This is a genomic window from Vagococcus salmoninarum (genome assembly GCF_003987495.1).
Classification (GTDB): domain Bacteria; phylum Bacillota; class Bacilli; order Lactobacillales; family Vagococcaceae; genus Vagococcus_D; species Vagococcus_D salmoninarum.
In genome coordinates this window covers 58749-76282 of record NZ_NGJU01000005.1, presented here as the reverse complement: position 1 = coordinate 76282, position 17534 = coordinate 58749, and the positions used below count along the sequence as shown (strand labels likewise).

At 36.7% G+C, this 17534-nt stretch carries 16 protein-coding genes; 15 read left to right on the top strand and 1 reads right to left on the bottom strand.

Annotated features, from left to right (window positions below):
* Window positions 1-27 precede the first annotated feature (27 nt).
* From rsmI to CBF35_RS04460, 13 genes are all read left to right on the top strand, one after another.
* Complete coding sequence (gene rsmI / locus CBF35_RS04520; RefSeq protein ID WP_126778802.1) at window positions 28-906, top strand: 16S rRNA (cytidine(1402)-2'-O)-methyltransferase; 879 nt, start codon at window positions 28-30, stop codon at window positions 904-906.
* A 302-nt stretch (window positions 907-1208) separates the two neighbouring features.
* Window positions 1209-2081 carry a hypothetical protein gene (locus CBF35_RS04515; protein ID WP_126778801.1) on the top strand — a complete coding sequence of 291 codons (873 nt, stop codon included), beginning with the start codon at window positions 1209-1211 and terminating at the stop codon, window positions 2079-2081.
* 25 nt (window positions 2082-2106) lie between these two features.
* Entirely contained in the window at window positions 2107-3684 is a 1578-nt protein-coding gene (locus CBF35_RS04510) for a glucosaminidase domain-containing protein (RefSeq protein WP_126778800.1), read from the top strand.
* Window positions 3685-3702: 18 nt separating this feature from the next.
* The gene (locus tag CBF35_RS04505) at window positions 3703-5076 is read left to right on the top strand and encodes a hypothetical protein (protein ID WP_126778799.1); all 1374 of its coding nucleotides are present in this window, start codon (window positions 3703-3705) and stop codon (window positions 5074-5076) included.
* Window positions 5077-5173: 97 nt separating this feature from the next.
* The gene (locus CBF35_RS04500; protein WP_126778798.1) at window positions 5174-5875 is read left to right on the top strand and encodes a GntR family transcriptional regulator; all 702 of its coding nucleotides are present in this window, start codon (window positions 5174-5176) and stop codon (window positions 5873-5875) included.
* A 235-nt stretch (window positions 5876-6110) separates the two neighbouring features.
* The gene (locus CBF35_RS04495) at window positions 6111-7409 is read left to right on the top strand and encodes a PTS sugar transporter subunit IIC (RefSeq protein ID WP_126778797.1); all 1299 of its coding nucleotides are present in this window, start codon (window positions 6111-6113) and stop codon (window positions 7407-7409) included.
* A 93-nt stretch (window positions 7410-7502) separates the two neighbouring features.
* Window positions 7503-7778, top strand: a complete 276-nt coding sequence (locus tag CBF35_RS04490) for a hypothetical protein (protein WP_126778796.1) — start codon at window positions 7503-7505, stop codon at window positions 7776-7778.
* Entirely contained in the window at window positions 7775-8857 is a 1083-nt protein-coding gene (locus tag CBF35_RS04485; RefSeq protein ID WP_126778795.1) for a DUF871 domain-containing protein, read from the top strand. Before CBF35_RS04490 ends, CBF35_RS04485 begins: the two co-directional genes overlap by 4 nt.
* Before the next feature lie 14 nt (window positions 8858-8871).
* Window positions 8872-9978 (top strand): amidohydrolase/deacetylase family metallohydrolase, encoded by a 1107-nt coding sequence (locus CBF35_RS04480; protein WP_126778794.1) that lies wholly within the window; start codon window positions 8872-8874, stop codon window positions 9976-9978.
* Window positions 9965-11062, top strand: coding sequence for a DgaE family pyridoxal phosphate-dependent ammonia lyase (locus CBF35_RS04475; protein ID WP_126778793.1), 1098 nt, complete (start codon window positions 9965-9967; stop codon window positions 11060-11062). The genes CBF35_RS04480 and CBF35_RS04475 overlap by 14 nt, the downstream gene beginning before the upstream one ends.
* A gap of 22 nt (window positions 11063-11084) precedes the next feature.
* On the top strand, window positions 11085-11825 hold the full coding sequence (gene dagF, locus CBF35_RS04470; RefSeq protein ID WP_126778792.1) for a 2-dehydro-3-deoxy-phosphogluconate aldolase: 741 nt from the start codon (window positions 11085-11087) through the stop codon (window positions 11823-11825).
* 20 nt (window positions 11826-11845) lie between these two features.
* Window positions 11846-12847 carry a sugar kinase gene (locus CBF35_RS04465; RefSeq protein ID WP_126778791.1) on the top strand — a complete coding sequence of 334 codons (1002 nt, stop codon included), beginning with the start codon at window positions 11846-11848 and terminating at the stop codon, window positions 12845-12847.
* Window positions 12848-13032: 185 nt separating this feature from the next.
* Complete coding sequence (locus CBF35_RS04460; RefSeq protein ID WP_126778790.1) at window positions 13033-14457, top strand: APC family permease; 1425 nt, start codon at window positions 13033-13035, stop codon at window positions 14455-14457.
* A gap of 22 nt (window positions 14458-14479) precedes the next feature.
* On the opposite strand, the gene brnQ is transcribed toward CBF35_RS04460, so the two are convergent.
* Window positions 14480-15838 (bottom strand): branched-chain amino acid transport system II carrier protein, encoded by a 1359-nt coding sequence (gene brnQ / locus CBF35_RS04455; protein ID WP_126778789.1) that lies wholly within the window; start codon window positions 15836-15838, stop codon window positions 14480-14482.
* 340 nt (window positions 15839-16178) lie between these two features.
* On the opposite strand from brnQ, the gene CBF35_RS04450 reads away from it, so the two are divergent.
* Both CBF35_RS04450 and CBF35_RS04445 read left to right on the top strand, forming a co-directional pair.
* The gene (locus CBF35_RS04450) at window positions 16179-17054 is read left to right on the top strand and encodes a VOC family protein (protein WP_126778788.1); all 876 of its coding nucleotides are present in this window, start codon (window positions 16179-16181) and stop codon (window positions 17052-17054) included.
* Between the two features lie 90 nt (window positions 17055-17144).
* Complete coding sequence (locus tag CBF35_RS04445) at window positions 17145-17468, top strand: hypothetical protein (RefSeq protein WP_126778787.1); 324 nt, start codon at window positions 17145-17147, stop codon at window positions 17466-17468.
* The last annotated feature ends 66 nt before the right edge of the window (window positions 17469-17534 follow it).

Here is a 17534-nt window from a genome sequence, read left to right as displayed (position 1 = left end):
AATTACTTAAAATAAGGAGTCAAACCGATGCTAAAGCAAAAAAGTTATGATAAGACAATTGAGACTGGGCGACTTTATTTAGTTCCTACACCGATTGGCAATTTACAAGATATGACCTTCCGAGCAATTACGACTTTGAAAGAAGCGACCTTAATTGCTAGTGAAGATACCCGCAACACCCAAAAATTACTCAATCACTTTGAAATCACTACGCCCCAAATCAGTTTTCACGAACATAATTATAATGAACGGATACCTGAATTAATTCGAAAGTTAAAAGCTGGCGCTGATATTGCACAAGTGAGCGATGCTGGTATGCCTTCAATTAGTGATCCAGGACATGAGCTAGTTTTAGCTTGTTTAGCAGCCGATTTACCTGTCATTTCATTGCCAGGAGCAACGGCTGGTGTGACGGCCTTGATTGCCTCAGGCTTAGCAGCTGAAACCTTTAGTTTTCATGGGTTTATCGGTCGTAAAAAGAACGAACAATTAGCCTTGTTAACCCCTTTGGAAAGTCAAGAAGAGACGTTGATATTTTACGAATCGCCTCGGCGATTAAAAGGCACCTTTAAAAACATGGCTGAAGTTTTTGGTGGTGAGCGTCAAGGCGCTCTTTGTCGTGAACTAACGAAACTTCATGAAGAATATATCAGAGGCAGTTTAAATGAAATAATCGCCTATTTAGAAGATCATGAGATTAAAGGGGAGTGCTGCATTCTAGTGGCTGGTAAAAGCCAAGCGGCTATCAAGGCTGAGACAGAAGCCTTGTGGCGAGACTTATCAATTCTTGAACACGTTGAAAAATTAATAGCCTCAGGTGAATCATCAAAAGATGCAGTTAAAAATGTCGCTAAAATAAGAGGGATAAAAAAACAAGAAGTTTATAAGGTATACCATGAAATATAAAAAACGTAAGTGAAGAACCTCAGTGTCTAAATATTTTTCTTCGTTATTTAACGAACAAAAGCTATGTAATTAAAGGGGAGTTTTAACAAAAAAGGTTGCATATTAAAACGGATATGGTATAATTTAGAGTGTATATTTGAGTAGGTTTTAACAAAGATAAGAGCTAATTGTTTAATTGGAAATCAAGCGAACAGGTTATTATCAAGGCTTACTAACAAAAGTTCTTTTATAAGTTCTTTTATTGTGTAGACAAAAGTTAATTATTGAAAATACCCTGTATTTCATAGAGAGGTGGAACAACTGTGTTTAGAAAAAGTAAAAAAGCCAAAGATTATTATGATGACTATTACTATGATGATGACGATTATTATGATGACTACTATTATGAAGAGTATTACGAAGAGGATAAAGAGCCAGAAAAGACTAAATCAAGTGGTTCAACCCCTAAAAGTAGTGCTGCTCCTAAAGGAAATAATTTTGACAGTCTTTTATCAGAGAAAGACCGTGAATTAGCTAACTTAAAACGTGAAAAAGAAGAACTTGCTATGAAGTTATCGTCAGTGCAAGCCTTACCTAATCACTATCAACAATTAGAGGAAGACTCAACGGCAATGAAAGCTGAATTAGCAGCTTTACGCTCAGAAAATACTCGTATGACACAAGAGATTCAACAAAATACGGAAGTTGTTAGTCGTGCTGAAGCAAGTGCTCGACAATTCCAAAGAGAAATTAATGTAAAACAAACGGAATTAGATCAATTAACTGAAAAAATGTTGAATGTTCAAACAGCCGCCTTGCCAGATCCTGAAACAGAGCAAGAAAAAGAATTACTTAAAAAACAAGTACGTGAGTTACGTCAAGAATTAACAGCGGCTAAAGATGAATTATTAGCAACGAATAGCCGTTTAATTGAAGAAGGGGCGATTTCGAAAGAAGATATTGCAGAAGTTATGTTAGAAGCAAAATCAAAAGCTCGTCAAATTGTTGATCAAGCAAACTATGATTCAAGAAGAATTGTTAGTGATGCTGAAAGAGATTTAGAAAATATCTCCCAAGATGCTCGGACGTTGTATCAAAAGATTTACGCGACGAAGAGTGATTCAGAAATGATTTTCGAAGAACTACTAAGAAAATTAACAATCCTTTCTGACGTTGAACGTCCAGAGGAAGAATAGGTAGTTAGAAAAGAGGAAATGATGAATGTCTAATAAAAAGTCAAAAGGAGCACTACTAAGACGGATAGGAGCCCAAGCAAGTGCGGGGTTGATCTTAGTATCAGCAACGACACCAATTTTAGAAACACTGGCATATGCCGAAACAACTAAATCACAAGCTAGCTCGACATCCACTGGTGGAACTAGTAATACGCTAGTTTCTAGTAGCTTAGAAGAAGTGCCTCAGCCGACCATAGATACGTCGTCAGGTAATGTTATTGAATCTTCTAGTAGCAGCCAACAGTCTTCTGAGAGTCAACCACCAGTTTCAAGTAGTTCAAAGCCAGTTGAGTCAACAAGTAGCACAAATTCTAGTGGAACTAAGCCAAGTACTAGCTCGTCAAAACCAGGCACATCAACGACAAGTAATAGTACCGTTAAACCAGGCTCAAGTTCATCTAAACCGAGCACAAGTAGCTCAAATAATTCAAGTTCGAGTAGCTCTTCTAGTAGTAACAAAGAGCAAACGGACAAAGAACTCTTGAATGAAGGTAGTATTACTTATAGTAAAAACCAATCGACTCAAGAGTTCATCAATCAAATAGGCCCACAAGCTAGTCGGATTGGTGAGAAAAATGATATTTATGCTTCAGTAATGATTGCTCAAGCAATTTTAGAAAGTGCTTCAGGGAATAGTACATTAGCCCGGGACCCTAACTTTAACTTGTTTGGTATCAAAGGTAGTTATAAAGGGAAAAGTGTTGGTATGCCGACACTAGAAGATAATGGTAAAGGTAAGATGTATTCAATTACCGCTAACTTTAGAAAATACCCAAGTTACAAAGAATCATTAGAAGATTACGCCTTATTAATTAAAGGTGGCACTAACTCAACGTCAAGTTTTTATCAAGGGACATGGAAAAGTAAGACTAAGTCTTATCGTGACGCAACGACTTATTTAACTGGTCGTTATGCGACGGATTCTCGCTACAACCAGAAGTTGAATGGCTTAATTGAGACTTATGATTTACAACAGTTTGATGAAGTGAAAAAAGTTAAAAAACGGGTTAAAGTGACTCGCCATAAAGTTGCCGAAGGTGAAAGTCTTTGGGACGTTAGTAAACATTATGGAACAACAATCAACCGACTTAAAGAATTAAATAAAATGTCGGAAGATGAGTTTTTGTTAAAAGCTAATACAACCATAGTTGTTAGACGTGAACTCGTTGAAGAAATTACTGATAAGAAAAAATTATCGACTGACAAAAAAGTTCAAGAGAAAACAGATCGCTTAGCTGCAAGTAAACGAAAAAAAGCCACTGACAAAGAGTTAGTGACTAAAGAAGCTAAAGAAGTTGCCCTATTAAAAGTTAGTCAACTAGGTCATGCTATGAAAAACGCAGTACCTTCAGCTTTATTTGAAGCTAAAACCCTTAAGGTTGCTGGCAAGCAAGTCAAAACTGATAAAACTCACTATGTAACTAAAGGTGAAAATATTAGTGACATTGCTGATAAAGTTGGTATTCCTGTGGAACAATTAGTTAAGTGGAATAATTTAGAAGATACGATATTAACAGAAGGACAAATATTAGTAACTACGAGTCCTTATATAACATATATTTAAAGTGAGAGGACGAGGTGGATGAAAGGCAAAATTGAAGTATCAGTTTACCAACATCCAACCTTTGAGGAAGGCAATTTTGTTTTTCAAGTCAATCCCTTAGCGACGCTACTAGAGCAATGTCGAAAGTTATATGAGAAAAAAAATTCAATTTACACTTATCCAGCTGAAGAAGTTGAGCGTCAATTCACTCAACTTCTTCAAGCTGTTTCATTAGAAAAAAGTTTGAGCATTGTACTTTTAGAAAGTGACATTGAATGGGAAGACTTATTAGAAAAATTAAAACGCTATTATCCTCAAATGGTTTGGACACAAGTGAAAAAAATTGATTCACAAATTTCAGAATATTCCTTTGAATTTATTCCTTTAGTGGAAAATGAACAAGGTTTCCCCTTTGGGACTATTTTATCTCAATCTTTAATTCAACAAGGAGTACCTGGTGAAGAAGATCCTGTCTCTGCGTGGGAACAAGAAATTTTTTATATTGTCGAAGATTATTTAAAGAGCGGTTTGGAAATGGACGAAGTTGGCGATGAAGTAGTTGAACCACTAAGGACAACTGAATCTTTTATCTATAATTTTTCTGAACCAGTTGTTGCTCCAGATGAAGCAAAGTCGTTTCAACCAAAGACTAAAGAAGCAAAATATTCGGAGGATGTACAAGCAGACAGCTATGCTTTAAATGATAATCAATTAGCTGCTGAAAATGAACGTCTGAAAACTACAAATGAACAATTAAAAAAAGAAATTGAGATGCTTAATAATCAAGGGATGGCAATTTATGGTCAGGAAGCTGTTTCTGGTAATACAACAGTTCTCAATAAGCAAGCTTTGTATTATGAAGAAGCTTTACGCCGGGAACGTGATGCTAAAGAGCGAATCAAAGTAACGAATGAAAAACTTGAACATTTAGTTAGTCGGTTAGAACGTCAAGTAATGGAAAATAGCCTTGATATTATTGAAGGTGAAATTCCTTATGTTGAACGATCTGAAGACTGGTATCGTAAAAAGCATATCGATTTAATCGAATACGATCAACTGTATCAAAAAGCTAAATATTTAGAACACACTTATCAAGTAAATCAACGGCTAATTGTAATCAGTGAGCGCTTAACAATTGGTGAAAGTGAAATGAAGTATGAACGAGAACGAGTCAATCGTTTAAAACAATCCCCTAAAGACATCGAACTATTTGTGATGATGGACGAGTGCAAAATGATTAATGATCGGGTTAAAATTCGTCAAGGCTTTTTATGGATGAAACCTCGTGTTGTTATTTTATCAGGTGATTATGAAAATTTAGTTGAAAAAGCTGCTTATTTTGATGTGATTCAATCAGAAAATCAGATGCTAGAACGAATTATTGATGAACATGTTCAAACTGAAATTGAATAAAAAATTAAAATATAACACATTTAGAGAGAATATTTCTCTCTTTTTTTGTATAATAGAAGGGATTAGACAAACTACAGGTAAAGTGAGAGGCTAAAAAATGAAAAGAAAAAGTGTTTTATACATGGAAATATCGGAGAGCATAAAGAACGATATACAAAATAATGTTTATCTGGTTGGGGAAATGTTGCCAACTGAAACTGAGTTTGAAGAGATGTTTAAAGTCAGTAAAATTACGATTCGCAAAGCGATCGAAGTCTTATCTTTACAAGGCTACGTTGAAAAAAAGAGCGGCAAAGGAACAACAGTCTTAAGTAATCGTTTGTTTAATAAACTCTCAAAAGGTGATTCATTTTCAACAGTATTAGAAAAAAAAGGCTTTAAGATTGCTAAAAGATTAGTTGAGATTGATAAGTTAGCAATCGATCAAGAGCATAAATATTATGAGTATTTTGGTGAAACGGTAACTAAAATCACACGGATGTATGATATTGATGAGCAACCTTATATTATTTTTAATCATTATTTACCAGGAAGTGTCTATCAACAGACCAAAGAAAGATTAGCGACAACGTCTATGTACCGAATCTTAGCAGATGAGAACTTTTTAGTTGATCATTTTCAAGACCAATTTTCGGTAACTGTTCTTGGCGCAGCTGAAAAAAATGTGCTAAAAACCACAGAGAGTCATGGAATGAAACGAGTCCGTCGTGGCTTTAATCGTGATAATCAGGTGATTGAAGTGTCAGTTTCAGTCTATAACACTAACTTGTATCCTTATGAAATTGAGTTTGAAATATAGGGAAAGCTCTATTAGAGCCAAGAAGCAGTGACAGTTGTCATTGCTTTTTTTCTGAACTTTTCTCTAATAATCCGTTCAAAAAGGCGCAACTGTAGCTGTTCAATAAGTTCTAATAACTAAAATATTACAAATCAAGTGATAGGATACTTCTTTATGATAAATATTTACTATTAAACATTATAATGTTATAATCTATTTGTAGTGGAAATAAAACAAATAGAAGAGGAGCAGACTTATGAATAAGTTAATGGATTTTTTGGAGGAGAAAGTCATGCCAATTGCTAATGTGATTGGTTCTCAACGGCACATGATGGCAATTAGAAAAGGTTTAATTGCAACGATGCCTTTAATTATTGTGGGGTCTTTTTTTACAATATTTTTAAATTTCCCAATTCCAGCAATTGCAGACTGGATAGAGCCTTTCAAACCGATGTTAGATACACCTTTTAGATACACCGTTGGTATTATGTCTTTATATGCAACCTATGGTATCGCAACAAATTTAGCAAGTAGTTATCAATTAGATACAATGTCCAGTGGTTTTCTAGCAGTTTTAGCCTTTTTGATTTCCTCAGTTAAACCAGTTCATATTACTGAAGAAATTCCTGGTGTAGTGGCTGCTGGCCGTTACATGAATGTGGCTAATTTAAGTGCTGCTGGCTTATTTGGAGCAATGGTTTCAGCTATTATTGCCGTGGAAATATTTAATTTTATGAAAAAACGCAACATCACGATTAAAATGCCTCCTGGTGTACCACCAGAAGTCTCAAATTCGTTTATTGCTTTATTACCGACAGTTGTCGTGATTTTATTTTTCTGGTTTATTCGTTACGTCTTGAACTTTGATATTAGTGCTTTTTTAAGTAACTTATTATTACCTGCTAAAGATATTCTCGCTGGTAACAGTTTATTTGGCGGTTTGTTAACGGTTTTCTTAATTACTTTCTTCTGGGTTTTAGGAATTCACGGGCCAGCCATTATGGGACCAGTCATTCGGCCTTTCTGGGACATCTCAATTGCTGAAAATGCCGAAGCCTTTTTAGATGGAGCCAGTGCTAATAATATGCCAAATATCTTTACGGAGCAGTTTTTACAGTGGTACGTTTGGATTGGTGGGGCAGGAATGACCTTGGCTCTAGTTATCTTAATGATGTTTTCTAAATCTGATTCTTTAAGAAGTTTAGGTCGTTTGTCATTCTTACCAGGCTTGTTTAATATTAATGAGCCAGTCATTTTTGGTGCACCGATTGTCATGAACCCAATTTTAGGGATTCCTTTCATTATTGCGCCACTTGTGACGACAACCTTGTCTTATTTCTTGACTGTTTCCAACATTGTTCCAATGATGGTTAATCGGATGCCTTTCACGATCCCTTCACCTATTGCGGCTTGGATGAGTACTGATTATAGTCTACGAGCCGGGGGATTAGTTATTGTAAACTTCTTAATTAGTTTAGCTATCTACTACCCATTTTTCAAAGCCTTTGAAAAACAACAATTAGCAATTGAAAATGAAGCAGCAAATCTAGTATAAATTAGACAAAAACGTTATAATGAATAATATAAACTTTATAAAACATAGATTTTTTGTAAAATATTCACTTCAATATAAATAAGGAGGTAACTTATGACTAGTGCTAGTTTTGTATTTATGTTAATTATCTTTAGTAGTAGCTTATATTTAATTGAAAAGCGGCCGCTAAAATTAGTACTGATTGACAAATTAGATCAAAAAAAGTTTCCTTTCGTCATGATAGTGTCAGTTTTTATAATTGGCGGTTTAGGTTTGACAGGGGCGATGCTACCAGTCCTCAGATTATTTTGTGGGGCAGGAACGATTTTTTGTGCTAGTTATCTAGTTGTAAGGTATCGCCAAGGAATCGATCGGAGAATGGAACGATGAAAAGACAATTAGGTGTATCAATTTATCCAGATCATAGCGATTTTACGCAAGATGCTAATTATTTAACTAAAGCAGCAAATTTAGGCTTTTCACGAATTTTTATGAGTATGCTGGAAGTGACTGAAGGCAAAGAAGCCGTTAAGAAAAAATTTCAGAAAATTATCGGCTTAGGCAAGGAGTTAGGTTACGAAGTTATTCTAGATATTGCCCCTTCAATCTTTGAAGAATTAGCCATATCTTACGATGATTTGAGTTTCTTCCATGAGCTAGGAGCAGATGGTATTCGGTTAGATGTGGGCTTTGATGGTAATAAAGAAGCGATGTTGACCTTTAACGAGTATAATTTAGGAATTGAATTAAACATGAGTAATGACGTGGCTTATCTTGATAATATTCTCACGTATCAAGCAAATAAACCTTTCTTATACGGTTGTCACAACTTTTACCCCCAAGCAGGAACAGCCTTGCCATACGATTTCTTTGTTAAGTGTAGTCAACGCTTTAAACAGCAAGGCTTAAGAACAGCCGCCTTTGTCAATTCACAAGTCGGTCAAATTGGCCCTTGGGACATTAATGATGGCTTACCAACTTTAGAAATTCACCGTCATTTACCAGTTGAAGTCCAAACGAAGCATTTGTTTGGGACAGGGTTAATTGACGACGTGATTATCGGCAATGCCTATGCTTCAGATGAAGAACTAGCGGCCATGGCAGCTGTCAATCCTTATCAAGTGGAGTTAGCTGTAGATTTCTTACCAACTTGTTCAACTGTTGAAAAAAGAATCGTTACTGAGCCACAACATTTCCGTCGAGGGGATATTACGAGTCAAGTGATTCGTTCCACGGAAGTCCGTAAAAAATACCAACCATTAGCTAATCCGCCTCACGATCAACAAGGGGTTTTCCAACGGGGGGCAGTTGTGATTGGAAACGATGAGTTTGGTAAGTATAAAAATGAGTTACAAATTGTCTTAGAACCTCATCAAGATGAGCGCAAAAATTTAGTCGGGCATATCCAAGCAGAAGAATTATTATTGTTAGATTTTATCTTACCTTGGAGTAAGTTCCGACTAGTGTAAAGGAATGAATACTTATGTATGACTTGTTAATTAAAGAAGGGAAATTAGTAACTGGTGAAGTGATTGATCTCGCTATTCGGAATGGGAAAATCGTGGCAATTGGGACTGATTTACAAGGAACAACTAAAAAGACGATTGAGCTGGCACAAGCTAGTTATCTTTCAGCCGGTTGGATCGACAGTCATGTTCATTGTTTCGAAAAAATGACATTGTATTATGACGAGCCAGACAAAGTCGGTGTCGAAACAGGAGTGACGACGGTCATAGATGCTGGCTCAACTGGACCGGCTAATGTTGGTGACTTTTATGAATGTAGTCGGAACAGTCGGACGAATGTCTTGGCCCTCTTAAATATTTCTGAATGGGGCATTGTTGCTCAAAATGAGTTAGCTGATTTAACTAAAATTAACAGTCAATTGATTCATCAAGCCTTTCAAGCTTATCCGGAATTTATTGTTGGTCTGAAAGCGCGGATGAGTAAAACGGTTGTCGGTCAAAATGATATCATTCCTTTAGAAATGGCTAAAAAGATTCAAAAGGAACTAAAGAATCCACCATTGATGGTTCACATTGGTTCTGCCCCACCGGAACTTTCAGCTGTTTTGAGTTGCTTAGAAGCAGGGGATGTAGTGACTCATTGTTTTAACGGCAAAAGTAATGGCATCCTCGGTAGTACTGATAGTATTAAGTCATTTGTCTGGGAAGCCTATCAAAAGGGCGTGGTTTTCGACATCGGTCACGGGACAGATAGTTTTAATTTCCATGTAGCTGAGATAGCCTTACAAGAGAAGATGGTCCCTCGGACAATTAGCACAGATATTTATCACCGTAACCGTGAAAATGGTCCAGTTCATAATTTAGCAACAACCTTAGAAAAAATGTTAGAAGTTGGCTACTCTTTAGAAGAGCTGATTTCCAAAATCACGATAGAACCAGCAGCTATTTTTAAGTTAGCTAATAAAGGCCAACTGAAAGTTGATTACGACGGGGATCTCACGATTTTCAAGGTTGAGCATGGGGAGCGACAATTAGTCGATTCTAACGGCAATCAACGCCTTGGAAAAATGCAAGTTATCCCAGAGCAAGCCATTGTAGGAGGAAATGTCTATGTCATTAAGTAGTTATGAAAAATATCATTTAAAAAGAGTGATTAACGCTTCAGGGCGAATGACGATTTTAGGAGTGTCAAAAGTTTCTAAAGCTGTTCAAGCGGCTCAAATTCAGGCAGGTGAGACCTTTTTTGAAATGGCTGACTTAGTCGAAAAAACCGGGGCTTACATTGCTAAGCTAATCGGTGTGGAAGATGCGGTAATTGTCGCCAGTGCCTCAGCTGGAATTGCTCAGTCGATTGCTGGTATAATTGGCCAAGGGGATGTCTATCATTTATATCATCCTTACGAAAAGCGACAAGAGAAACGGGAAATTGTCATAGCTAAAGGTCATAACGTTGATTACGGGACAGGGGTCGATGTGATGATTGCCCAAGGTGGTGGCGAGTTAGTTGAAGCTGGGTACGCTAATATGTGTTCTCCTGAACAGTTAGAAATGATGATTACTGAACAAACTGCGGCGATTTTATATATTAAAAGTCACCATACAGTTCAAAAAAGTATGCTGACAGTGGCTGAAGCAAGCCAAGTGGCTAAAAAACATAATTTACCGCTAATTATTGATGCAGCAGCGGAAGAAGATTTACAAAAGTACGTCCAGCTTGGTGGCGATTTAGTCATTTATAGCGGTGCTAAAGCCATTGAAGGCCCAAGTTCAGGCTTAGTGATTGGTAAAAAAGCTTACGTGGCTTGGACGAGACTGCAAAGTAAAGGCCTTGGCCGGTCAATGAAAATTGGTAAAGAAAATATTTTAGGCTTTACTCAAGCCATTGAAGACTATCTAAGTCAAGGATCAGAAACTGGCGAAGCAATGCAAAGGCGCTTAGGGCCCTTTTTAAGGAACTTAAACCAAATCCCAGGTATTCAGGCCCAAGAGGTGCAAGATGGGGCTGGTCGGGCAATTTATCGGGCTGAGGTCCAAGTTAAAGGGCAACAGACTGCTCTTGAAGTCATCAAGCAATTAAAAGCTGAAAGTCCAGCTATTTACACACGGGAATATCGGGCCAATCATGGCATTATTGAATTTGATATTCGTTCAGTTAACGAAACTGAAATGGGTCAAATCGTGACTCGTTTGACTGAAATTATGGCATAATGGATAGAAAGAAGGAAAAATTATGAAAAAGACACCAAATTATTATCAAGGAAAAATTAGTTTAAATGTCTTAGCAAACTCAGTTGAAAATGCTAAAGCCTGTTATGAAGCTGCCGAAGGTCATATTATTTTAGGGGTGCTCTCTAAAAATTATGAGACAGATGAAGCCGCAATTGCTGATATGAAACTATATCAAGCTGCTACTAACAATGCCTTATCCGTAGGCTTAGGAGCTGGCGACCCTAATCAAAGTCAAATGGTTAGTCGTCTCTCAGGGGTTCTGCAACCTCAACATGTTAATCAAGTCTTTACTGGCGTTGGCCCATCAAGAGCTTTATTAGGGCAATCTGAAACGGTTGTTAATGGCTTAATTTCACCAACTGGCAAAGTTGGCTTAGTTAACGTCGCAACAGGACCTTTAAGTAGTCAAACAACCGCTGGGGAAGTGCCTATCGAAACAGCGATTGCCATGTTAAAAGACATGGGTGGCACCTCAATTAAATTTTTCCCAATGAATGGCTTAGCTCATAAAGCCGAATACCAAGCCGTAGCTGAAGCGTGTGCTAAAAATGACTTTGCTCTAGAACCAACTGGTGGGATTGATTTAGAAAACTTTGAAAAGATTGTGCAAATTGCAGTCGATGCTGGAGTTAAAACAATTATCCCTCATATTTATAGTTCAATCATTGACTCTGAAACAGGTGATACTCGTCCAGCAGATGTCGTTACCTTATACGAAACGGTTAAAAAGATTTTAAAATAGAACTAAAGGAATGAGCAGAGATGGAAAAGAAAAAACGGGTCTTAGCTTTTGGCGAAGTCATGTTAAGAATCGCGATGGATAATTATCAAATGTTAGAACAAACGAAAGATGCCCGTCTAAACTTTACTGGTACGGGCCTTAATGTGTTAAGTGGTATTAGTCATTTTGGTCACGAGACCTTACTTTTGACTCAATTACCTGATAACCGTTTAGGTGAAGCAGCTAAAGCTGAAATTCGTAAATTAGGCATTTCAGACCGTTATTGTAAACAGGCTGGTAATCATCTTGGGATTTATATTTTAGAACAAGGTTTTGGTAATCGCCCCTCAGAAGTGACTTACTTAGATCGAATTCATAGTTCTTTCGGAATCAGTCAGTGGAGTCAGGCTGAGATGGCAGCCGCCATTGCTGAAGTTGATCTCGTTCATATTTGTGGTATTTCTTTAGTTATAACAGAAGAGACCCGGCAAGCGGCTTTCACTTTGGCGAAGCTTGCGAAAGCGCAAAATAAACAAGTTTGTTTTGATTTTAATTACCGACCAAGTCTGAATACAACGAACGAGCTTGCTTGGGTCCGAGAGCAATACGAGAAAATTCTCCCTTTTGCCGATATTGTGATCGGTGGGGAACGGGACCTTAGAGAACTTTTAGGGGTGGAAGGCGCCGACTTTCAAAGCCTCTCTGCCAACTTTATTAAAGAGTATCAAGTTGCTTATTTTGTCGGAACGAATCGCTCAAACCGGGAGAATCAACGTTACTTAACTGGTTTTGTCGCCTCAGGGAAAGGTCTCTATTATTCACCTGAGTACCCAGTCTACGTCTTTGATCGAGTGGGGACTGGTGATGCCTTTGCAGCTGGTATTATTACGGCTGTTCTAGAAGACTGGCAAGAAGCAGCTATGGTTGAATTAGCAACAGTCAGTGCTGTGCTATCCCATACGACCTTAGGTGACAGTCCAATTGTGACGAGAAAACAAGTTGAATTGTTCATAGAAAATCAATTCATTGATATTGTGAGATGAAAAACGAGTAATATAACAGAATGTTTGTTATCTTACTCGTTTTTTTTTTGAATATTAAAATAGCAAGGTGGTCTGATTAAATATTCATGAAAAAGCATAAAGAGTGGTTGACCCGTTTAAAGACAAAAGAGTAAGCTATGAGAGGAACTTATTAAACTATTTTATTTTTAAAGGAGAAAAAATGAATGAATGAAAAACAGTTACGTTGGTATAACATCTCGTTGATGGCTTTTGTCTCAGTCTGGGGCTTAGGTAATGTTGTGAATAACTATGCACAACAAGGCTTAACCGTTGTTGTCTCATGGGTTTTAATTATGTTACTTTATTTTGTGCCTTACGCATTAAGTGTCGGTCAATTAGGTTCAACGTTTAAAGAGTCTAACGGTGGAGTTTCCTCTTGGATTAAAGCTACCTCAACGAAACGTTTGGCTTATTACGCCGCTTGGACGTATTGGGTTGTCCATATTCCTTATTTAGCTCAAAAGCCACAGGGGATTTTAGTTGCTTTAAGTTGGTTATTTAAAGGCAATGGCTCCTTCGTTAATACCGTAGATGCCAAAATTATTTCAGTGATCTGTCTTGTAATTTTCTTATTCTTCTTGTGGATTGCCTCAAAAGGCTTAACGACCTTGAAGATGATTGGAAATATGGCTGGAACGGCAATGTTTGTGATGTCCATTCTCTTTATTATTTTAGCGGTCTCAGCACCAGCTATGACAGGAGCTCAAGTGGCAACACCAAACATGACAAGTGTGGCAACGTATATTCCTAAATTTAACTTTGCTTACTTAACAACAATTTCAATGTTAGTCTTTGCTGTTGGTGGAGCAGAAAAAATTTCCCCTTATGTTAACAATACAAAAAATCCAGCTAAAGAATTCCCTAAAGGCATGATTGTCTTAGCCGGAATGGTTGCGCTGTGTGCCTTACTAGGTTCAATCGCTATGGGGATGCTATTTGATGCTAATAATATTCCTGAAGATTTAATGGTTAATGGTGCTTATGAAGCATTCCAACGCTTAGGCGCTTTTTACGGCGTAGGAAATGTCTTCTTAATCTTTTACGCTGTCGCTAATGCTTTGGCCCAAATTTCAGCCTTAGCCTTCTCAATTGATGCACCACTAAAAATCTTATTAGCTGATGCTGATCCTGATTTTATTCCAGAAAAATTATCACAATTAAATAAAAAAGGCACACCAACGAATGGTTATGCCTTAACAGGTGTCTTAGTTAGTATCTTAATTATTATTCCATCATTAGGAATGGGTAATATGACTGAGCTTTACCGTTGGTTATTAAACTTAAACTCAGTTGTGATGCCGTTACGTTACTTATGGGTCTTCTTAGCCTTTATGTGGATCAATAAGTATTCAGAACGTTTCCCATCTGATTACAAATTTGTTAAAAATAATAAAATTGGTTACTTAATTGGCTTATGGTGTTTTGCCTTTACAGCCTTTGCATGTTTCTTAGGAATGGTACCGAAAAAAGAATTTGCTGCTGATCCAAAAGCTTGGTTCTTTGAACTTACTTTAAACATCTTAACACCGATTGTCTTAGTTGCCTTAGGTTTAATTTTACCAATTATTGCTAAACGTAATAAAAAATAAGTAATAAAAAATATTTCCCCGACTACCAAGAAGGGGAAATATTTTTTTTAGTAAAAATCATTAAAATAAAACTTACAATAAAGGCTAAGATAGCCGGCAGTACCCACCCCATATTCAAGTCAGATAAGGGCAAGAGAGTGTCTAGAAAGGTGATGATTGGTTTGATTAGTGGTAGTTGCTGTAACCAGCTAGGACCAGCTTTCAGGCCTTCGTAAATACTTAAAACAAAAGTCACGCCAATCGTGATTTGGTAAACAATTGGTTGATGTTTGAATAAAGGTGAGAGCAGTGCTAAGAAAACTAAAACAATTGATAGTGGGTATAAAAACATTAAGACAGGTAGAGAAAATTTAATGATGGAAGTTAAGCCTAAATTGGCAATTAAGCAGCCAAAAAGACTAAAGAGATGGACAAAGTTACGATAACTAATTAAAGGGAAAAGCTCAGTAAACGTTTCGCTACAAGCAGTAATTAAACCAATCGCTGTTTTTAAGCAGGCAAGAGTCACAATAATTGCTAGTAGTAAACTACCGATCGGACCAAAATAAAAATTAGCAATTTGATTAAGGGCTAGCCCACCGTTTTCAGCAATTGGTAAGCGGCTGAGACTAGTTGCTCCCATGTAGGCTAAACTGCCGTAGATGACTGTCATTAAAATCAAAGTCACTGTCCCAGCCTTGAGAGTGTCTTTAGCAATCTCTAGGGGATTAGTTACACCTAACCTCTTAATACTATTGATGACAATAATGGCAAAAGCTAATGAGGCTAAGACGTCCATCGTATTATAGCCTTCAATAAAGCCGGTGATTAAGGGGCTTTCAACGTATGCGGGGCTAATGACTTGATTAGCAATCTTTCCCATAGGCTGGCTGAAAGCTTTAATAATTAAGAATGAGAGAAAAATTAAAAATAACGGATTTAAAATTTTACCAATCCAAGTCATGATTTTAGCTGGTTTCAAAGAGAAGGCCCAAGCTAAAATAAAAAATGTTAAGGAAAAAAGCAGCAGGCAGAGTGTTTGCCAAGTTTCGCTAATGTAAGGCGCAATCCCAACTTCAAAAGAAACAGTTGCTGTTCGGGGTAAAGCGAAAAAGGGGCCAATCGTTAAGTATAAAGCGACGGTAAAGAACAGACCAAAAGCTGGATGAACCCGTTTGGCTAAATCATAAAGGCCGTTACTTTGGGAGAAGCCAATAGCTAAGACCCCTAGAAAAGGTAGCCCGACTCCAGTTAAGATAAAGCCTAAAGTAGCTAAAGGGGTATTTGAGCCGGCTAATTGTCCCATTTGTACAGGGAATATTAAGTTACCTGCACCAAAGAACAAACCAAAAAGCATTGAGCCTATCGTAATATATGAAGCAAAAGACAGTGTTTTTTTCATTTAATTAAAACTCCTTTATGATTGCTAGTAAATTTAGTTATTAATTGAGCATACTATTTTTAAGGAAAGGAAGCAATTATTATTTTACAACAGTCAGCTAGTTAAGTGTTTCTCTGGGAGACTCATTCCCCTAATAAGGGACTTAAAGTGAAGAATCAGCAAGTAAGTTTTAAAAAAATTAGTGAGTGAAAGGGTGCCAAAAACCAATTTTAGCTTAATTTTCATTAATAGTAGGTTATTTATATTAATAAATTCATAAAAGTACCATTTGTGTGGAAAAAGTGGTACGATTAATTTAGAAAAAACAACGTTGAAACGTTGTAATGAGGAAGTGAATAAGATGAGTTTTAAACTGACAAAAGGTAGTTACGTTGATATGGTAGCGCTAAAAGTAATGGATTTAGAAAATGAGATAAAATTTTATCAAGAGGTCCTGGGCTTAGATATTTTAAGAGAAGAAAACGGTATGGCCTTTATGGGAGTGAAAGCAACTAAAAAAACCTTATTATGCCTAATTGAGCAAGAAGCTGGCAAAGTAAATGAAGACTCACGGAATGGCTTATATCATTTAGCCTTATTAGTACCTAGTCGCAAAGATTTAAGTGAAATTTATCAACATTTACTTAAATTAAATTATCCGATTGTTGGTCTTAGCGATCAAGGCCATAGTGAAGCGATTTTTATTAAAGACAGTGAGTACAATGGCATCAAAATTTATTGTGATAAACCTCAATCTGAGTGGGACTACCATACTGAAGGGTCGATGGATAGTATTTTAAATCGTTTAGATTCTGAAAGTTTACTAAAAGAGAGCCAAGAAGTTTTTGAAAAGCTACCTGGGGGAACTTACGTCGGCCACGTCCACTTAAACGTTGTGGATTTAGAAAAGAGTCAATATTTCTATGAGAAAATGTTAGGTTTGAACTTAATGAGTAAAGCTTTCCCAAGTTTAAGATATCTAGCTGTGGCTGATTACCATCAGCATATAGCCATGAATACCTTTAATCAAGTGACTCTAGGGGACCATGACGATGATAATTTTGGTTTAGATTATATCTCTTTCAAAGTCACTGATTTAGCCACGTTAGAGGCCCTAAATACTCATTTAAACGAGTTTGATGTGCCGTTTTACTACAATAAAGGCAAAAAAGTGATTCAAATCGATGATCCGAATAAAATCCATATTTTATTTCATGTAGATGTCATCAAGAAATAGGGGGGAGAAACACTTGTATAAATATATTTATGAGTGTTTCTTTTTTATCTATTGTTGTTCAATAAACATAGGTTTTGAGAGGGTGGACAAGTGGAGGAAAGTTTATTTTTAAAGTTAGGCAAAGAGCTAGCAGACTTAAATAAAAAAAATAGTGAGAAAAGTTATCGAAAAAAACGACCAATGGATATAGATCGGCAGACTTTGTTAGATCGACTAAAAACTATTGATGACAATCGCAACATTCAACGGTTGCCAGATGGTCGTCGAGTTCGCCAAAGACTGGCTAGTTCAATGAGGACTAAGCCAGAAATTAACCAAGTTCCCCTTAGATTTAATTATCAAGAGGTGGATAAATTACCGATTGAGAACGCCTTAGATAAAATTGAGCAATTAGTCTTAAAATCCCAAGACTAATTGTTTTTTATTATGAAATAACCAGAGTTTTTAATTTTATTATGGTATATTTAATTTATATTAGTC

What these genes read in the sequence shown, in the direction of transcription:
- rsmI (WP_126778802.1), top strand. Translation starts at nt 28, where the DNA reads ATGCTAAAGCAAAAAAGTTATGATAAGACAATTGAGACTGGGCGACTT.
- CBF35_RS04510 (WP_126778800.1), top strand. Translation starts at nt 2,107, where the DNA reads ATGTCTAATAAAAAGTCAAAAGGAGCACTACTAAGACGGATAGGAGCC.
- CBF35_RS04505 (WP_126778799.1), top strand. Translation starts at nt 3,703, where the DNA reads ATGAAAGGCAAAATTGAAGTATCAGTTTACCAACATCCAACCTTTGAG.
- CBF35_RS04500 (WP_126778798.1), top strand. Translation starts at nt 5,174, where the DNA reads ATGAAAAGAAAAAGTGTTTTATACATGGAAATATCGGAGAGCATAAAG.
- CBF35_RS04495 (WP_126778797.1), top strand. Translation starts at nt 6,111, where the DNA reads ATGAATAAGTTAATGGATTTTTTGGAGGAGAAAGTCATGCCAATTGCT.
- CBF35_RS04490 (WP_126778796.1), top strand. Translation starts at nt 7,503, where the DNA reads ATGACTAGTGCTAGTTTTGTATTTATGTTAATTATCTTTAGTAGTAGC.
- CBF35_RS04485 (WP_126778795.1), top strand. Translation starts at nt 7,775, where the DNA reads ATGAAAAGACAATTAGGTGTATCAATTTATCCAGATCATAGCGATTTT.
- CBF35_RS04480 (WP_126778794.1), top strand. Translation starts at nt 8,872, where the DNA reads ATGTATGACTTGTTAATTAAAGAAGGGAAATTAGTAACTGGTGAAGTG.
- CBF35_RS04475 (WP_126778793.1), top strand. Translation starts at nt 9,965, where the DNA reads ATGTCATTAAGTAGTTATGAAAAATATCATTTAAAAAGAGTGATTAAC.
- dagF (WP_126778792.1), top strand. Translation starts at nt 11,085, where the DNA reads ATGAAAAAGACACCAAATTATTATCAAGGAAAAATTAGTTTAAATGTC.
- CBF35_RS04465 (WP_126778791.1), top strand. Translation starts at nt 11,846, where the DNA reads ATGGAAAAGAAAAAACGGGTCTTAGCTTTTGGCGAAGTCATGTTAAGA.
- CBF35_RS04460 (WP_126778790.1), top strand. Translation starts at nt 13,033, where the DNA reads ATGAATGAAAAACAGTTACGTTGGTATAACATCTCGTTGATGGCTTTT.
- brnQ (WP_126778789.1), bottom strand. Translation starts at nt 15,838, where the DNA reads ATGAAAAAAACACTGTCTTTTGCTTCATATATTACGATAGGCTCAATG.
- CBF35_RS04450 (WP_126778788.1), top strand. Translation starts at nt 16,179, where the DNA reads ATGAGTTTTAAACTGACAAAAGGTAGTTACGTTGATATGGTAGCGCTA.